The sequence below is a fragment of the Microbacterium sp. WCS2018Hpa-9 genome (genome assembly GCF_031843745.1).
Classification (GTDB): domain Bacteria; phylum Actinomycetota; class Actinomycetes; order Actinomycetales; family Microbacteriaceae; genus Microbacterium.
The window spans coordinates 101,078-116,171 of record NZ_JAVTIY010000010.1 but is presented as its reverse complement, the minus strand read 5'-3'; the positions used below and the strand labels follow the sequence as shown (position 1 = coordinate 116,171).

The window sequence follows — 15,094 nt, the reverse complement described above, 5'->3', positions numbered from 1 at the left end:
GTCGCGCCTGCGATCCGAATCTGTGCCCGGCGAGGCCCTCGTGCGCTCGCCACCTTCGGCACTCCTCTGCCCGCTGCTCCCCTTCCTGTCGGGCACAACTTCGGAGTCGGGGGGCGACGCTCCGGTGGCCGGGGCGCCTCCACCGCGTGTCGTGCTCAAGGTCCGAATCTGTGCCCAGCCAGGGGAGCGGCGTCGTCTTCTGCACCGGCATCCCTGATCTGGACTTCTCCACAGCCCCCGGAATCCGGGGCCCGAATGTAGGCACCCCCGCGAAGGATTCGAGGCATCACAGATCCAAGGGGGATGCCATGACCGCAGCCAAACTCGACCTGATCGCCAAACTGCTGGCAAAGGCCGAGAGCACGACGCCTGAAGAGGCCGAGGCTCTGACCGAGCACGCCGAGCGACTGATCGTGAAATACGGGATCGAGCAGGCACAGATAGACGAACGACGGGGGCTTCTGGGGCAGGCGCAGGAGCAGATCGTCACCGAGCGGATGCTGTTCCGCGGCGTCTACGCGAAGGATCTGCGCGAGATCGGGATCGGAGTCGCCAGAGGGCTGGGCGTCGTTCGCCCGATCCTCGCGGAGTACCCGCCGATCGCGGGGCTGCTGCTGGTCGGATACACGTCTGATGTCGCGCAGGTGCAGACGTTGACTGCCAGCCTGCAGGTGCAGGCGATGGTCGCGATGCGCGGCTGGTGGCTCGAGCATCGCGACTTCTACCACGGCCAACGCGAAGGTGTGAAGCGGCGAGCGCGCAGCGGGTTCATCCGAGGATTCGCCGTCGGCGCCATGAGCCGCATCGAAGAGAGTCGCCGCGTCGCCGTCGAGGAGAGCGGAACGGGGACCGAGCTCGTGCTCTCGTCGCGGCGAAGCCGAGTGGATGCCGCAGTCGATGAGATGCGCACCTCGCACGCACGACGTCGACGCAGCGCGGATGCCGGTTCCTTCGCGCACGGGCATCGATCAGGCCTCGATGCGCGGACCGGCGATCGAGCGGTGTCGACCGGATGAATGCGCGCGCTCAGCGCGGAGCGGCACCTGGTGCGAAGAGATATCGCGTCAGCTGCACGATCGACTCCGGGTCATGGGCTTCGCGCCCGAGGGATTCGACGATGATCGCTCCGAGGATCGCTCGTCCGAGCTGCTCGACGGGCGCGCCCTCGGCGAGCTGCCCGTCACGGATGCCACCGTGGAGGCGCTCGGTGAGGTACTTCTCGACACCCAGGCTCTCGCCGAGGTGCGCGCCGACTCCGGCATCCTCCGTCGCCGCTGCGACGAGAGATCGAAGAAGAGCTCCTCCCTCGGGTGCCTCGAGGATCGAGAGCACGCTGCGCAGCCACGTCTCGACGTCGGCGGCGAGGCTTCCGGTGTCGGGAACGACGAAGTCGACGGGAATGAGCCGACCCTCGGCGAGGCACTCGCCGATGAGGGCTCCGCGCGACGGCCACCAGCGATAGATGGTCTGTTTGCCGACGCCGGCCTCTTTCGCGATGCCCTCGATCGTGAGCCGGTCGTACCCCTGATTGTGGAACAGGCGAGAGGTCGCGTCGAGGATCGCCTCACGGGCAGCCGTGCTGCGCACAGGTCCGCTTCGATGCTCGTTCACCACTCGTTCAGGATAACCACAGAACACTAGACGAGACGCCCCGTATGATCTATTCGTCTGAAGGAGATCGTTTTGGCTTCATTGCTGTACCGCCTGGGTTCGTTCGCTGCACGCAAGGCGTGGACGGTGATCGTCTCGTGGGTCGTCATCCTCGGCCTGGGGGTGGGCGCGTTCCTCACGCTCGGCGGCACGCTGAGCAACAGCTTCGACATCCCCGGCACTGCCTCGGGTGCCGTGACCGACCAGCTCGCCGAGAAGCTGCCAGATACCGCCGGCGGCACCGGCACGGTGGTCTACCAGACGACCGACGGCTCAGCCTTCACTGAGGAGCAGAAGCAGGAGATCTCGCAGCTCGCGAGCAGCGCCGAGGATCTCGACGGCGTCGCGTCGGTGATCGACCCGTTCGACGCCCAGCAGCAGCAGGTCACGCAGGAGCAGGAGCTCACAGACGGCTCGGACCAGATCGAGAGTGGCCGGGCTCAGCTGGATGCCGGTCAGACTCAGCTCGACGACGGCCGCACGCAGCTGGATGCCGGTCTCGAGCAGCTGACCGCCGCGCGGTCGCAGGCGGAAGCGGGCGGGGCTCCCGCCGAGCAACTCGCGGCGCTGGATGCGCAGATCGGCGCCCTGAACGCACAGGCCGCCGAGCTCGACACCCAGCAGAAGACGATCGACGAGTCGCGTGCCGAACTCGACGCGAACGCCGAGCAGGTCGACCTCGGAACCACCCTGCTCGACCTCACGAACGGCATCGGCGTCGTATCCGAAGACGGCTCGACCGCGATCGTCAACGTCTCGTTCGAAGACCCCCGCCTCGAACTCTCCGAAGAGGTCAAGCAGGGCACGATCGAGCACTTCGACTCCTCCCCGATCGACGGCGTCGAAGTGAACTTCGGCACCGACATCGCGCAGGGCGTTCCCGAGATCTTCGGCGTCGGAGAGGCGATCGGACTCGCATTCGCGGCCATCGTGCTGATCGTCATGCTCGGCACGCTCATCGGCGCAGCCCTGCCGATCGTCACTGCAGTCGTCGGCGTGGGCGTCGGCGTGACCGCATCCCTCGCCTTCTCGGGCGTCGTCGACATGGCATCCGTCACTCCGGTGCTCGGTGTGATGCTCGGCCTCGCGGTCGGCATCGACTACTCGCTCTTCATCGCCAACCGGCACCGCAAGCAGCTGCTGAACGGCGTGCCGGTGCGGGAGTCCATCGGCCTTGCCACCGGCACCTCGGGCACCGCCGTCGTGTTCGCCGGAACCACGGTCATCGTCGCTCTGCTCGCCCTCAACGTGACGGGCGTGCCGTTCCTCGGGCTCATGGGCACGGTCGGCGCGGTCTGCGTCGCGGTCGCCGTGCTCGTCGCGATCACGCTCGCCCCTGCGATCCTCGGGCTCGTCGGCACGCGCCTGCTCAGCGGCAAGGCTCGCGCCACGATCGGCCAGCCGCACGCCGCGGGCAAGCCCGTGAAGCAGATGTCGACGCTGCGCGCGATCGTCACCGTGCTCGTCAGCGTCATCGCGCTGCTGATCGTCGCGATCCCCTCGATGTCGATGCGTCTCGGTCTGCCCGACGGCGCGAGCGAGCCCTCCGACTCGACCAGCTACCGCGCTTTCCACATCGTCGACGAGCAGTTCGGCGAGGGTGCGAACGGTCCGCTGCTCGTCACCGCCACTCTCGACGACGCGGTCAGCGACGACGACCTGCTCGCCACGCAAGTCGAGATCGCTCAGAAGATCGCCGACCAGGATGACGTCGCCGGCGTCGCCCCGATCGCGACGTCCGACGACAACACGCTGCTCGCGTTCCAGGTGCTCCCCGCAGAGGGCCCGAACAGCGCCTCCACCGAGAAGCTCGTGCAGGACATCCGCGCACTGCCGCAGCTCGACGGCGGCATCACTCTCGGAGTCGCCGGCCAGGCGGCCACCAACATCGACATCTCCGAGGCGCTGGCCGGCGTGCTGCCGCTCTACCTGGTGGTCGTGGTCGGGCTCTCGCTGCTCATCATGATCGTCGTGTTCCGCTCGCTGCTCGTGCCCATCATCGCGACCGGAGGCTTCGTGCTCTCGCTCTTCGCGACCTACGGCCTGATCGTCGCGGTGTTCCAGTGGGGCTGGGGCGCCGAGATCATCGGTCTGCACAGCACGGGCCCGATCCTGAGCTTCCTGCCGGTGATCCTCGTCGGCATCCTGTTCGGGCTGGCGATGGACTACCAGCTGTTCCTCGCCTCGGGCATGCGCGAGGCGTATGTGCACGGCGCATCCGCTCGGGATGCAGTGGCGCAGGGCTTCCGCGCCGGACGCTCGGTCGTCATCGCAGCGGCGCTCATCATGGTCTCGGTCTTCGGCGGGTTCATCTTCTCGGAGTCGACGATCATCCGCTCGATCGGCTTCGGCCTCGCGTTCGGTGTGCTGCTCGACGCCTTCGTCGTGCGGATGCTGCTCATGCCCGCGCTCATGCACCTGCTCGGCCGTTCGGCCTGGTGGCTGCCCCGGTGGCTCGACCGCATCCTGCCGAACGTCGACATGGAGGGTGCAGCGCTCGAACGCGACCACCCCGGCGTCCGGACCGACACGGTCGTGGTCGTGCCGAGCCCGGAGAAGGCCGAAGGGCGCTGACGCCGTCGCCGTCGCCGTCGCCGACTGAGCGTCGCGGGCGACTCCCGTCGGAGCGTCCGCGACCGCCCGGTCAATGACTTACTCTCCAGCATCCGGATTTCCGTGCGCCGAGGCGAGTGCGTTGCGGTCGCCAATACAGATGCACTCCCTGCCATCCCACCGGCCAAGCGCATGCCGGGGCATCCCCGCACAACCGCATACCCAACCATCCCCCGCACAACCGCATACCCGGCCATTCCCCGCTACACAGATGCATGCCCAGATCACAGATGCAGGCCAGGTCTGGGGTTCCGGGCCTGCATCTGTGATCTGGACATGCGGGTGAACGTGGTGGAAGGTCGGACGCCCTGGTCACGGGCCGGATGGCTGGCCGAATCCCGAATGGATGGGCATCCTCCGACGATTCGCCCGCCAGGCGTGCGATGCCCAGCCACATAACCCGGGCACCCAGCCGAATGAACCCGGGCACCCAGCCCAACGAACCGGGCGACGCCACCCCGGCGGGTCAGACCACCATCCCGCGCCAGATCACCTCGACGGCAGCCCTCAGCCGGGCGGCGACTGCCGGGTCGTCCATCCGGTCGCCGCGCACGACGATCTGGTAGTACGCGGTGCCGGCGATCGCATCGAAGCACGCGTCGACGTCAAGGTCCGCCCGCAGCTCGCCACGCGCGATCCCTGCCCGCAGCGCATTCAACAGCGGCACGCGTCGGCGCGACACATGCGACTGCCAGTACGCCTTCTGCAGCGCGCGGTCCGACATCACGAGACGGATGCGCTGACGGAATCGCTCCTCTGCATAGCCGGATGCCGCGACCGACAGAGCCACTCCGTTCTCGCCGAGCCCGAGCCCGTCGAACAGCGCATCGCGAAGATCGACATCGTCCGGGTACTCCGGCGGCACCATGCGTCCGACGTCGAGCGCTGCGGCGATCAACGTCGTGAGCGACGGCCACCGCCGGTACAGCGCCGCCCGACTCACCCCGCTCCGCGCAACCACGCGGCTGACGGTGACGTCGAGACCCGCATCGATGATCTCGAGCGTCGCGGCGACGATCTGGCCGTCCATGTCCTCATCGCGCGGCCGGCCGGGGCGGCGGCGCGATGAAGCCCCGGTGGCATCCGCAGCCCCAGCAGCAGCATCCGCAGCGCCGGCAGCGGCATCCGCAGCCCCGGCAGCCCCGGCAGCCCCCGCAGCATCCGCCATCGCGGACGTTCGGGTTCCACGTTGCGCCGCGTTCAGGGGGTCCTCAACGACACCAACTGCGACCGGAACTTCAGCCCCGGCATCCACACTCATCCCCGTCATCACACCAGCGCCCGCTCACGCAGCCGGCTGATCGTGGCATCCGACAGCCCTGCCGCTCGCAACGGCGCGAGAGCATCGCCATGCTGTTCGCGGAGCGTGTCGAGCAGGGTGCGCATCGACACCTCCATCGAGCCTTCGAGCAGCGCCGCCGTCGCGCCAGCGGCATCCGCGTCGAAGCCGAGCGCCTTCCACATCGCGCCCATCACGGGTGCCGTCCGCTGCATGATCGCGACCATGTTGTCGCCGGTGAGGGCGTAGTCGGCGACGATGTCGTCATCGGCCGCTCCGAGCGCGAGCAGCAGCATCGCCGCCACCACACCCGTGCGATCGCGCCCGGCGGCGCAGTGGAAGGCCGCGGTTCCCGGAGTGTATGCGATGACGTTCAGCGCTGTCACCAGCTGCGGCGCCGCGACCTCGACCATGCGCAGATACATCTGCCCCATGGCGTCGTGGCTCAGCTCCGGCGCGCCTTCGCCCATCGAGCGTCCGACATCCGCGATCAGCGGCAGGTGGTGATAGGCGACCGGGTAGTCGGCGAGGGGCCCGCGACCGGTGACCGAGACCTCCAGCGGCGAGCGCAGATCGATGATCGCGGTGAGCCCGGCGGCGACCAACTGCGCAGCGATGTCGGTCGTGACATAGGCGAGGTCGTCGGTGCGAATGGCCAGACCCTCGCGCAGCACGCCGCCGTCGATCGGGATGCCGCCGAGGTCGCGCAGGTTAACGGGGGCGCTGAGCACGAGGTCGATGTCTGCGATGGTCATGTGATTCTCCTTCGGATGAGGGCACTGCCCTGGTCGATCGCCGTGACGAGCACGATGATGCAGATGATGATGGCGCTGAGGTGGCCGTAGTCGTACATGCGCATCGCGGTGGTCAGCTCGAGGCCGATTCCGCCGGCGCCGACGAGACCCAGGATGGTCGCGCCGCGCACGTTGCCTTCGAACAGCAGCAGTGTGTACGAGGTCAGCAGGGGTGCCGACTGCGGCAGGATGCCGTATTGGATGACCTGTCGCTTCGAGGCGCCGACGGCCTCCATCGCGACGACGGGTCCGCGGTCGACCTGCTCCATGGCCTCGGCGAAGATCTTGCCGATCGACCCGATGGATCCGAGGGTCATGGCCAGGATGCCGGCAAATGGGCCCAGCCCGACGGCCGAGACGAACATGAGCGCGAACACGAGATCGGGCACCGAGCGGATGATGTTCATCACCCAGCGCGTCGGATAGTAGACCCACTGGGGCGCGATGTTCGACGACGCCCCGAACGCGGCGAGCAGCGACAGCACGGCGCCGAGCACGGTTCCGACGACGGCCATCTGGAACGTCTCGAGCAGCAGCGCGAGGATCGTGCCGATCTTCGAGAAGTCCGGCGGGAACAGCCGCGACAGGAACTCGCCCATGTTGACGGCGCCGTCGCCCAGCTTGATGAAGTTGAACTCGGCACCGTTGAACGACCAGATCAGCAGCAGCGCCGCGATCGGCAGACCGATCAGGAACCGCGCGCGCGGGATGCGGAAGGCACGCTCCAGACGCGAGCGCTCGGCCGCATCGAGGGCGGGGCGTGTGCTCGGACGCGGGTCAGTGGTGAGCGTCATCGTCGTGCTCCTCGTCGTCGTAGAGCGGCGACAGCGCCGCAGCATCCAGCTGTGATGTGGCGCCGGCGATCAGCATCCGTCCGTGCCGCAGGCCGATGATGCGGTCGCTGTGCGCGAGGGCGAGTGGCAGCACGTGCAGGCTGACGAGCACGGGGATGCCGTCTTCGGTGGCGATCTGGCGCAGCAGCTCGAGCACCGAGTCGGCGAGCTTGGGGTCGAGCGAAGCGACCGGCTCGTCGGCGAGGATCACCTTGGGCTGCTGCATGAGAGCGCGAGCGATCGCGACGCGCTGCTGCTGTCCACCCGAGAGTGAACGCGCGGGAGCGTTGGCCTTGTGCGCGATGCCGACGCGGTCGAGAAGTTCGAGCGCGCGGCGGCGATGAGCGCTCGAGAAGCCGCCCACCAGGTTGATCGCACCGGCGCCGTGCAGGCCACCGGCCAGCACGTTGGTCATGACGCTGAGCCGCGGGATCAGGTTGAACTGCTGGAACACCTGGCCGACATCCGACCGCAGGGTGCGCAGCTCGCCCCGGGCGAGGTTGGTGACATCGTGGCCGGCGACCCGCACCGATCCGGACGAGATCGGGGCGAACCCGGTGAGACTGCGCATCAGCGTCGACTTGCCCGAACCCGAGGCGCCGAGCAGCGCGACCATCTCGCCGGGGAACAGGTCGAGGTCGACCCCGTCGAGCACCGTGGTGGTGTCATACGCGACGCTGAGGTCGCGCACGGTCACGAGCGGCAGGGCCTGGCGCAGCTCGGCGGTGGAGGTGCGGGCGGGGGTGGAGGTGCGGGCGGGGGTGGCGTTCACAGCATCCGTTCCGGTCCCGGTCCCGGTCCCGGTCGCGGTCGGAGAACCCAGACCATCGGATGCGGAGTCGGCGCGTCGAGACGCGGCACGCCGCGCGGCGGTCGCACCGTCTGGGTTTTCCGGAAGACGGAGGGCGGATGCCGGGGCCGCGTGCGCCGGGAGGGCGGATGCCGCAGCATCCGCCCCCATCAGTGAGGGGTTCGTCACTTGAGGTCCTTGAGCTCGACGCCGGCGACCTCGGCGATCTCGGCGAACGAGGCGAAGGACGAGCCGTCGGGGTCGACCGTCTGCTCGGCCGCGGCGAACGAGCCGTACGCTCCGAGAGCCTCGGCGTTCTCGGGCGAGAAGACCTCGGCGATGCCGTCCTGGATGAGCTTGCGGGTCACGTCGTCGAGCGACTGGCGGCCGAGCACCGCACCCTGGATGTCCATGGCCGGGCTCTCGCCGACCGCGCGCCACTCGCCGTCGGCGAACGGGAACATCGGGGCACCGAGCTCGGTGAGCATGACGGCGGTGCAGGCGGCATCCACCTGTCCCTGCTGTAGCGCCGCGAAGCTGCCCTCGTGGCCGCCGGCGAAGATCGCCTCGTAGTCGGTGCCCTGCTCGAGCCCGGCCTCATGCAGCATATACACCGGCATGAAGTAGCCCGAGCTCGACGCCTGGTCGGCGAAGGCGACGGTCTTGCCCTCGAGGTCTTCGACGGTCTCGATGGGCGAGTCGTTCAGCACGACGCAGGTCGAGACCGGCTTGCCGTCTCCCTGGAAGGCGACGAGTGCGTCGACCTCGCCCGTGTTCACGGCGAGGGCTGACGGGAAGCCGCTCATGATGCCGATGTCGACGTGGTCGGCGCGGATCGCCTCGACGACGCTCAGGTAGTCGGGCACGTCGGTGATCTCGACGTCGCGGCCGGTGGACTCTTCGAGGAGCTCGGCGAAGACCTCGATGGGGTTCTCGGCGGTGGGGTCGTCGCCGACGGGAAGCGTCGCGATCGTGATGGGAGCGTTCGGGTCGGCGGGAGCCGCTTCGGCGGTCGGGCTCTGGCAGCCGGTGAGGGCGAGGGCGGCGACGCCGAGGAGGCCGACGGCGGGCAGGGTGAGGCGGCGCATGATGACCTTTCGGGAGGAGATGTTCCCGAATTCCGAGAACATGAGTATTCCAACTCGCGAAGGTGACAGGGAATTACGAGACCGCCGTACTCGAAACGGAACGCTGAGTGAACGGCTGGGGTCGGTGGTCCGGTCCGGGTGGTCGGGTGGCGAGGTCGCACGTCCATCCCGGGCACAGCTTCGGAGGCGAAGGCCGACACTCGATGGATGCCGGGGTCAGCACGGCGTGGCGCCTGCGGCATCCGAAGCTGTGACCGGGCGGACAGCAGGCGTCGGATGCGGACGGGGACGTCGGACAGCGCACCGCCGGATGCAGACCCGGATGTCGGAGGCGCGGCCTAAAGTGTGCGGATGACCCCGGATGCCCGTGCTCGCCTCGAACAGCTGCGCGCCCAGGCTGCAGACCGAGTCGAAGCGACCGCGGCCACACTCGCCGAGCTCATGCACGACCGGGAGGGCTCGAACGACGATGACGAGCACGACCCCGAAGGCGTCACGCTCTCGTCGGAGTGGTCCCGGCTGACAGGGCTCGCCGAGGCGGCGGCGTCCGAACTCCAGCAGGTCGACGATGCGATCGCTCGGTGGGATGCCGGCGCCTACGGCATGTGCGCGAACTGCGGTCGACCGATTCCGCAGGCTCGTCTCGAGGTGCGACCGTTCGCCACCCACTGCGTCGCGTGTGCCGAGAAGCTCGGCCTCTGAGCCGGGGCTTCGGGGCATCCTGCAGACGTTTCGTATCGGTCGGCTTCGTCGTCCTCGCTCAACGACCGGGCAGGGAGGACGCGTCGCCCTCGACGGCCGGAGCCACGTCACCAGAGGAAGGTGACTCCCACGGTGAACACCGCTCCGATCACGGCGACCGCCCACCAGTACCACGCGCGACGGCGAGGGAGGAAAGGCAGGCGGGCCCGCGATGCACGGAGAACAAGGATGCCGATCGCGGCGAGCGCCGGCGCGAACGCGATGCCCCACAGCCAGCCGCCGACGGAGAACCAGGGTCCGCTGTGCCAGAGCAGCAGGAGGCCGAAGGCCGCCCAGATCAGGTCACCGATCGACGGCAGCAACGCCTTCACCCGGAACGCGCGGATCAGGGAGACCAGGCTCAGCAGCAGAGCGAGCCCGAAGATGCCCCATGCGATGCCGACGGATGCGCTGTCGACCGCGGGGATCGGTGCGCCGGACACATACGACATGGCGATGTAGTCGGCCGGGGCCGTCGTGTTCGACAGCGCGAGGAAGGCGGTGCCGGCATCCCGGTCGAGCGTGAGCATGGTGCGGAAGCCGCCGGTTCCGCCGTTGTGCCAGGTCTGCAGGCCGTCGCCGTCGAACGCGGCCGAGGTGATCCATCCCCATCCGATCTCGGCCCCTTCTCCCATGGCTGCCGTCGGATCGAGAGCCGCTGCGCCCGGCGCCGTGCCGTCGAGGTTGGCCTGCGCCCAGGTCGTGAGATCTGCCGCGGTGCTGAACGTCGACGAGCCGGCCGGCAGGTATCCCTCACCCCACCACCGAGGAGCGGGGACGCCGTTGATCAGGAATCCGGGCACCGCATCGGCGGGCACCTCGTCGGCCGTCGCCGCGACGACCGTGTCGTCCATGCCGAGCGGTTCCGTGATGCGCTCTCTCAACAGGGCCGCGTAGTCGTCGGCATCCGCCGCTTCGACGAGCGCCGTTCCGAGCAGCGAGACGGCGAAGTTCGAATAGAGCGAACCCTGATCGGGGTCGACCGGCGCGACAGCTGCGTCTGCGATCAGCTGCTCGGTCGTGGTGGTCGCATAGGGGTTCTCGTTGAGGAGGACGCCGCTCAGCGATTCCGCATCAGCGGTTGCACCGAGTCCCGGCAGCCCCGACGAGTGCTGCGACAGCGACGCGAGCGTGACCTCGCCGGCGTCCGTTCCCTCGAGCTCGGGAAGGTGTTCGGCGAGCTGATCGTCGGCGCTGACCTCGCCACGCTCGATCGCTTCAGCGAACAGCGCGCCGGTGAAGGTCTTGGTGATGGATCCGAGCTCGAACACCGTGTCGGCGGTGGGGGCTCCGGGGTCAGCCGGGTCGGCATCGCCGAGTCCGGCGAACACGGCTCCGTCGGGGCCGATCTCGGCGACCGAGAGCGCGCGGAAGCTGTCGAGACTGCCGGGCAGCGAGCGGATGCGGTCGGCCAGCGCCTCATCGCCCGCAGTCGAGGCACTGACCGTCTGATGCTGTGGTCCGATTGCCGCACCGAGCGCGACGCCGACGACCGCGGCCGCGCCGATCACCGCGAGGATCGCTCGAGTGGGGCGGCGGCGCGGAGCATCCGGCGCACTCTGCGGGTCGCGCAGGTCGGAGGAAGGGGTCGAGGGAGTGGTCATCTTGCGGCTCCTCAGCTCGAGGCGATCATGGTCAGCACGAGAAGGGGCACCACGCGGGCAGCCGGCACCCCGTAGAACCCGCGGCGCGGAGAGACGAGCCACCCCGCGCTGACGAGCTGGCGCAGGTGGTGGTAGAGCTGACCCGACGAGGCGAGGTGCTCGAGCTGCAGCAGCTCGGCCGTCGTGTGGGCTCCGCGCATGACCTGCCGCATGAGCTCGATGCGTGCCGGGTGTCCCAGAGCTTCGAGCGGACGGGCGAGGTCGCTCCAGTCGTGCGCGAGCAGCCCCTCGGCGTGCAGCCCGTACTGCCAGCGCACCGGGCCCGCCTGGGTGTCGACCGCACCGGCCATCATGACGACGCCGGGCGCGCGACGGCCGAGCTCGTTCACGAACCAGAGCGGATCGTCGGAGCCGGCAGGGTCTGGCACAGCATCCGCCCCCTCCGATTCCACACCGTCAGCGGGTGCGTCGGGGTGAGCAGCGAGTGCGGAGAGCCGTGCGACCTCGTGCTCGAGGTCGGCGAGTCGGCGCTCGATCGTACTCTGGTCGTCGGGTTCCATGATCCGAACCTATCAAAAGTTCGTAATTACGGAAAATGGGGGATTCAGAGGCTCCCGAACGCGCCGAGACTGAGCGCCCCGAGGATCACGCGCCAGATCCAGTGCTTCGGCGGACGCTCCTGCGCCCACCCCGCCCACACGAATGCGGCGATCCCGAAGATCGCCCCGGTCATCAGCAGGTCCCGCGGAAATCGTCGATGATCATGCGCACAGGCTAACCGGGAGGGGCTGCCGAGCACTGGCCGGACTCGACCTGTCGGACAAGGCCCGCACCCCGGTCACAACTTCGGACCCCAGAGTCCGACGCGCCGCCACAACCGGAGGATCCTCGGCGCGTCGAGTCCGGCATCCGAAGCCGTGCCCGGCACAGGGCGCAAACGACCGGCCCGCACCAGCGCGAGACCGGGCGACGCCGCGAATCCCGAGAAGTAGGCTGAGGACATCATGGACGAGTTCATCCAGGGCTTCTGGATCTTTGCGGGCAACTACTGGTGGCTCGCCTTCCCCATCCTCGGCATGGCCGGTGGCGCGGCGAAGGCGTGGGAGCGCAGCGCGAAGCGTCGCCACGAACGGCGCATCGAGACTCTGCGCCTCAAGGCCGAGATCAAGACCGCCCAGCTCGAGGCCCGCAACGGCCGCGCGCGGCGCATCGGCCCGGCGATCGTCGACACCAGAGCGTCGGTCGCTCCGAACACCCTGCTCGAGCGTCTCTTCTCAGAGCACGACGAGATCACCGCCCGCTGGCTCGATTACGAGCTCGACGTCGCGAAGCTCATCGCCTTCCCCGCCATGAGCGACGGCCGTCAGCCTCTGGTCGCCGCGTTCCTGCGGGCCAAGAAGACGGCGGACGCGCTGCGCCCGCCCTCTGCCGACTCGACCGTGACCGAGCGGCAGGTCTCGGAATACCTCGACGCGGTGGGCGCGTATGCCGTGGCATTCGAGATCGCTGAGAAGGATGCCCGCAGGCTGCGCGACTCGACCTTCACCGAACCCGAGCGCAAGCGCCTGGATCGCGCACAGCAGCTGCTCAAGGTCGCGGTCGACGAATCCGCCACGCAGGCCGAAAGAAACATCGCCTACCGCCGCGTGCGCGACGAGCTCGAAGGGCTGATCCTGCTGAGCGACGAGGCCGTGCAGGTGCTCGAGAAGCAGGTGGCCCGCGAGCTCACCGCCCCGGCCGCGCCCGCTCCCGAGCCCGAAAGGCTCGTCCTGCCCTCCTCGACGAACACTCCCCAGACCCAGACCGCAGCAGAGCCGCCCGCGCCCCTGCCCGCAAGCACCAAGGACGACCGGGAGACCCCGCGATGATCACGAGATTCGAAGAACTCGACTGGCAGGAGACGCCGATCGGCGAGCTGACCCTGCGCCGACGCACCGAGCCCGCGGTCGGCGAGGAGATCTACGAGGTCAGGCTCGGCGACGAATACCTCATGTCGAGCCTGTTCACGGTGGCGGAAGAGGAGCTCTCGAACCTGGGCCTGGCCGCGGTCGCTGGCGACGACCTCTCGGTCCTGGTCGGTGGCCTCGGGCTCGGCTACACGGCGGTCGCGGCACTGCGCGATGAACGGGTGACCTCGCTCACCGTGGTCGATCGGCTCGGTGCGGTGATCGGCTGGCACCAGAAGCGGCTGCTGCCCGTGTCGGCTGAGCTCGTCGACGACCCGCGCACGAGCCTGGTCGAAGACGACTTCTTCGCTCTGGTCCGGGCAGCACCCCGTGAAGACCACCCCGGATACTCCGCGATACTGCTGGATGTCGACCACTCGCCGCGCCACCAGCTCGACCCCACGCACGCCGATCTCTACACCACGGATGGCCTGCGGGCACTCGACCGGCACCTCGCCACCGACGGGGTCTTCGCGCTGTGGTCGGACGATCCGCCCGACGACGACTTCATGGGCGTGATGCACACCGTGTTCGATGATGCCGTCGCCCACGTGGTCGATTTCGCGAACGCCGTCACGGCCGGGGTGTCGTCGAACACCGTGTACGTCGCCCGCAGTCGCCGCACGACAGATGCGGATGCGACCGCCGGGCATGCACAGAAGGTGGCCTCGTGACCCCGAAGACGGTCGTGCTCACCGGAGCATCCGACGGCATCGGCGCAGCCGCAGCGCGCCAGCTCACCGCATCCGGTCACCGACTGATCCTCGTCGGCCGCTCTGTCGAGAAGACGCGGGCGGTCGCTGACGACACCGGTGCCGAATGGTTCACCGCCGACTTCACCAGACTCGACGACGTGCGCGAGCTGGCGACGAAGGTCGCGGCAACCGTGGGCGACTGCGGCATCGACGTGCTCGCGAACAACGCGGGCGGCATCTTCGGCGATCAGACACCGACGGTCGACGGATTCGAGAAGACCCTGCAGGTGAATCACCTGGCACCCTTCCTGCTGACGAACCTGCTGCTGCCTCAGCTGCGCGCAGGCCGCGCGGCGATCATCAACACGTCGAGCGTCGCGCACCGTCTGTTCGCAAAGCTCGACATCGACGACCTCGACAATCGCAAGAACTTCAGCGCGAACCGGGCGTACGGCGACGCGAAGCTCGCCAACGTGCTGTTCACGAAGAGCCTGCACACCAAGTTCCACGGCGAGGGCCTGACGTCGGTCGCTTTCCACCCCGGCACCGTGCAGACCAACTTCGCCTCGGACTCGAACACGCTCATGCGGTTCGTCTACCGCACCCCGCTCAAGCGTCTGCTGCTGATCAGCAGCGAGAAGGGCGGCAGCACGCTGAGCTGGTTCATCGAGGGAACGCCCGACGAGACATGGATCTCGGGCGAGTACTACGACGAACGGGTGCTGACCCGCCGTGTGAACCCGCGCATCGAGGATGCCGCCCTCGCCGAGGCGCTGTGGCAGAAGAGCGCCGAACTCGTCGGCATCAGCGCGAGCTGACGCGAGCCCGCACCCGCGGACGCCTCTCCCAGACGGCAGGAGTATGCTGGCGAGTCGGGTCTCCTGACCCCTGAGAGCGCGAGAGGCGGTGATGGCGATGTCCGGTGATAGTTGCGACGCCGCCTTCGTTGCGTCGCGTCTGACTGCATCCCTGCGTTGAGCTTCGGCTCCGCACCTGCACGTCCTGCTCCGCAGCCGTCGGCGGCGTCTTCCGCCCCCTGACGAATTCTGCGCACGCCCTCT

16 protein-coding genes are annotated in these 15,094 nt (G+C 68.6%); 6 read left to right on the top strand and 10 right to left on the bottom strand.

All coding sequences use genetic code 11. The annotated features are described in order from the left end of the window. The first annotated feature begins 308 nt into the window (after nucleotides 1-308). Entirely contained in the window at nucleotides 309-1,016 is a 708-nt protein-coding gene (locus RQG82_RS18320; protein ID WP_311260230.1) for a DUF2786 domain-containing protein, read from the top strand. Nucleotides 1,017-1,026: 10 nt separating this feature from the next. Here the strand turns inward: RQG82_RS18320 and RQG82_RS18315 are convergent, their stop codons facing one another. Continuing rightward, nucleotides 1,027-1,611, bottom strand: coding sequence for a TetR/AcrR family transcriptional regulator (locus RQG82_RS18315; RefSeq protein WP_311260229.1), 585 nt, complete (start codon nucleotides 1,609-1,611; stop codon nucleotides 1,027-1,029). Between the two features lie 72 nt (nucleotides 1,612-1,683). Between RQG82_RS18315 and RQG82_RS18310 the strand changes: the two genes are divergently transcribed. Next, entirely contained in the window at nucleotides 1,684-4,224 is a 2,541-nt protein-coding gene (locus RQG82_RS18310) for an MMPL family transporter (RefSeq protein ID WP_311260228.1), read from the top strand. 505 nt (nucleotides 4,225-4,729) lie between these two features. Here the strand turns inward: RQG82_RS18310 and RQG82_RS18305 are convergent. From RQG82_RS18305 to phnD, 5 genes are all read right to left on the bottom strand, one after another. Beyond that, a complete protein-coding gene (locus tag RQG82_RS18305) occupies nucleotides 4,730-5,431 on the bottom strand; it encodes a TetR/AcrR family transcriptional regulator (protein ID WP_311260227.1) in 702 nt (233 codons plus the stop codon). A gap of 101 nt (nucleotides 5,432-5,532) precedes the next feature. Then, nucleotides 5,533-6,297 (bottom strand): tyrosine-protein phosphatase, encoded by a 765-nt coding sequence (locus RQG82_RS18300; RefSeq protein ID WP_311260226.1) that lies wholly within the window; start codon nucleotides 6,295-6,297, stop codon nucleotides 5,533-5,535. Next, complete coding sequence (phnE, locus tag RQG82_RS18295; RefSeq protein WP_311260225.1) at nucleotides 6,294-7,130, bottom strand: phosphonate ABC transporter, permease protein PhnE; 837 nt, start codon at nucleotides 7,128-7,130, stop codon at nucleotides 6,294-6,296. Before phnE ends, RQG82_RS18300 begins: the two co-directional genes overlap by 4 nt. Further along, nucleotides 7,114-8,148 (bottom strand): phosphonate ABC transporter ATP-binding protein, encoded by a 1,035-nt coding sequence (phnC, locus tag RQG82_RS18290; RefSeq protein ID WP_311260224.1) that lies wholly within the window; start codon nucleotides 8,146-8,148, stop codon nucleotides 7,114-7,116. The genes phnE and phnC overlap by 17 nt, the downstream gene beginning before the upstream one ends. Continuing rightward, nucleotides 8,145-9,089 (bottom strand): phosphate/phosphite/phosphonate ABC transporter substrate-binding protein, encoded by a 945-nt coding sequence (phnD, locus tag RQG82_RS18285; RefSeq protein WP_311260223.1) that lies wholly within the window; start codon nucleotides 9,087-9,089, stop codon nucleotides 8,145-8,147. The genes phnC and phnD overlap by 4 nt, the downstream gene beginning before the upstream one ends. A 309-nt stretch (nucleotides 9,090-9,398) precedes the next feature. Here phnD and RQG82_RS18280 point away from each other — a divergent pair, with 309 nt between their 5' ends. Next, nucleotides 9,399-9,749, top strand: coding sequence for a TraR/DksA C4-type zinc finger protein (locus RQG82_RS18280; protein ID WP_311260222.1), 351 nt, complete (start codon nucleotides 9,399-9,401; stop codon nucleotides 9,747-9,749). A 107-nt stretch (nucleotides 9,750-9,856) separates the two neighbouring features. On the opposite strand, the gene RQG82_RS18275 is transcribed toward RQG82_RS18280, so the two are convergent. The 4 genes from RQG82_RS18275 to RQG82_RS18260 form a co-directional block, all read right to left on the bottom strand. Further along, nucleotides 9,857-11,392, bottom strand: coding sequence for a serine hydrolase domain-containing protein (locus tag RQG82_RS18275; RefSeq protein ID WP_311260221.1), 1,536 nt, complete (start codon nucleotides 11,390-11,392; stop codon nucleotides 9,857-9,859). A gap of 11 nt (nucleotides 11,393-11,403) precedes the next feature. Next, nucleotides 11,404-11,952 (bottom strand): winged helix-turn-helix domain-containing protein, encoded by a 549-nt coding sequence (locus tag RQG82_RS18270; RefSeq protein ID WP_311260220.1) that lies wholly within the window; start codon nucleotides 11,950-11,952, stop codon nucleotides 11,404-11,406. 44 nt (nucleotides 11,953-11,996) lie between these two features. After that, nucleotides 11,997-12,125, bottom strand: a complete 129-nt coding sequence (locus RQG82_RS18265; protein ID WP_311260219.1) for a hypothetical protein — start codon at nucleotides 12,123-12,125, stop codon at nucleotides 11,997-11,999. A 105-nt stretch (nucleotides 12,126-12,230) separates the two neighbouring features. Further along, nucleotides 12,231-12,398 (bottom strand): hypothetical protein, encoded by a 168-nt coding sequence (locus RQG82_RS18260; RefSeq protein WP_311260218.1) that lies wholly within the window; start codon nucleotides 12,396-12,398, stop codon nucleotides 12,231-12,233. On the opposite strand from RQG82_RS18260, the gene RQG82_RS18255 reads away from it, so the two are divergent. Genes RQG82_RS18255 through RQG82_RS18245 form a run of 3 tightly spaced genes read left to right on the top strand, consistent with a single transcriptional unit; the run spans nucleotide 12,397 to nucleotide 14,851 of the window. After that, on the top strand, nucleotides 12,397-13,260 hold the full coding sequence (locus RQG82_RS18255) for a hypothetical protein (protein WP_311260217.1): 864 nt from the start codon (nucleotides 12,397-12,399) through the stop codon (nucleotides 13,258-13,260). The genes RQG82_RS18260 and RQG82_RS18255 overlap by 2 nt on opposite strands. Continuing rightward, nucleotides 13,257-14,012, top strand: a complete 756-nt coding sequence (locus RQG82_RS18250) for a spermidine synthase (protein ID WP_311260216.1) — start codon at nucleotides 13,257-13,259, stop codon at nucleotides 14,010-14,012. Before RQG82_RS18255 ends, RQG82_RS18250 begins: the two co-directional genes overlap by 4 nt. Then, on the top strand, nucleotides 14,009-14,851 hold the full coding sequence (locus RQG82_RS18245) for an SDR family NAD(P)-dependent oxidoreductase (protein ID WP_311260215.1): 843 nt from the start codon (nucleotides 14,009-14,011) through the stop codon (nucleotides 14,849-14,851). Before RQG82_RS18250 ends, RQG82_RS18245 begins: the two co-directional genes overlap by 4 nt. Nucleotides 14,852-15,094: the final 243 nt, after the last annotated feature.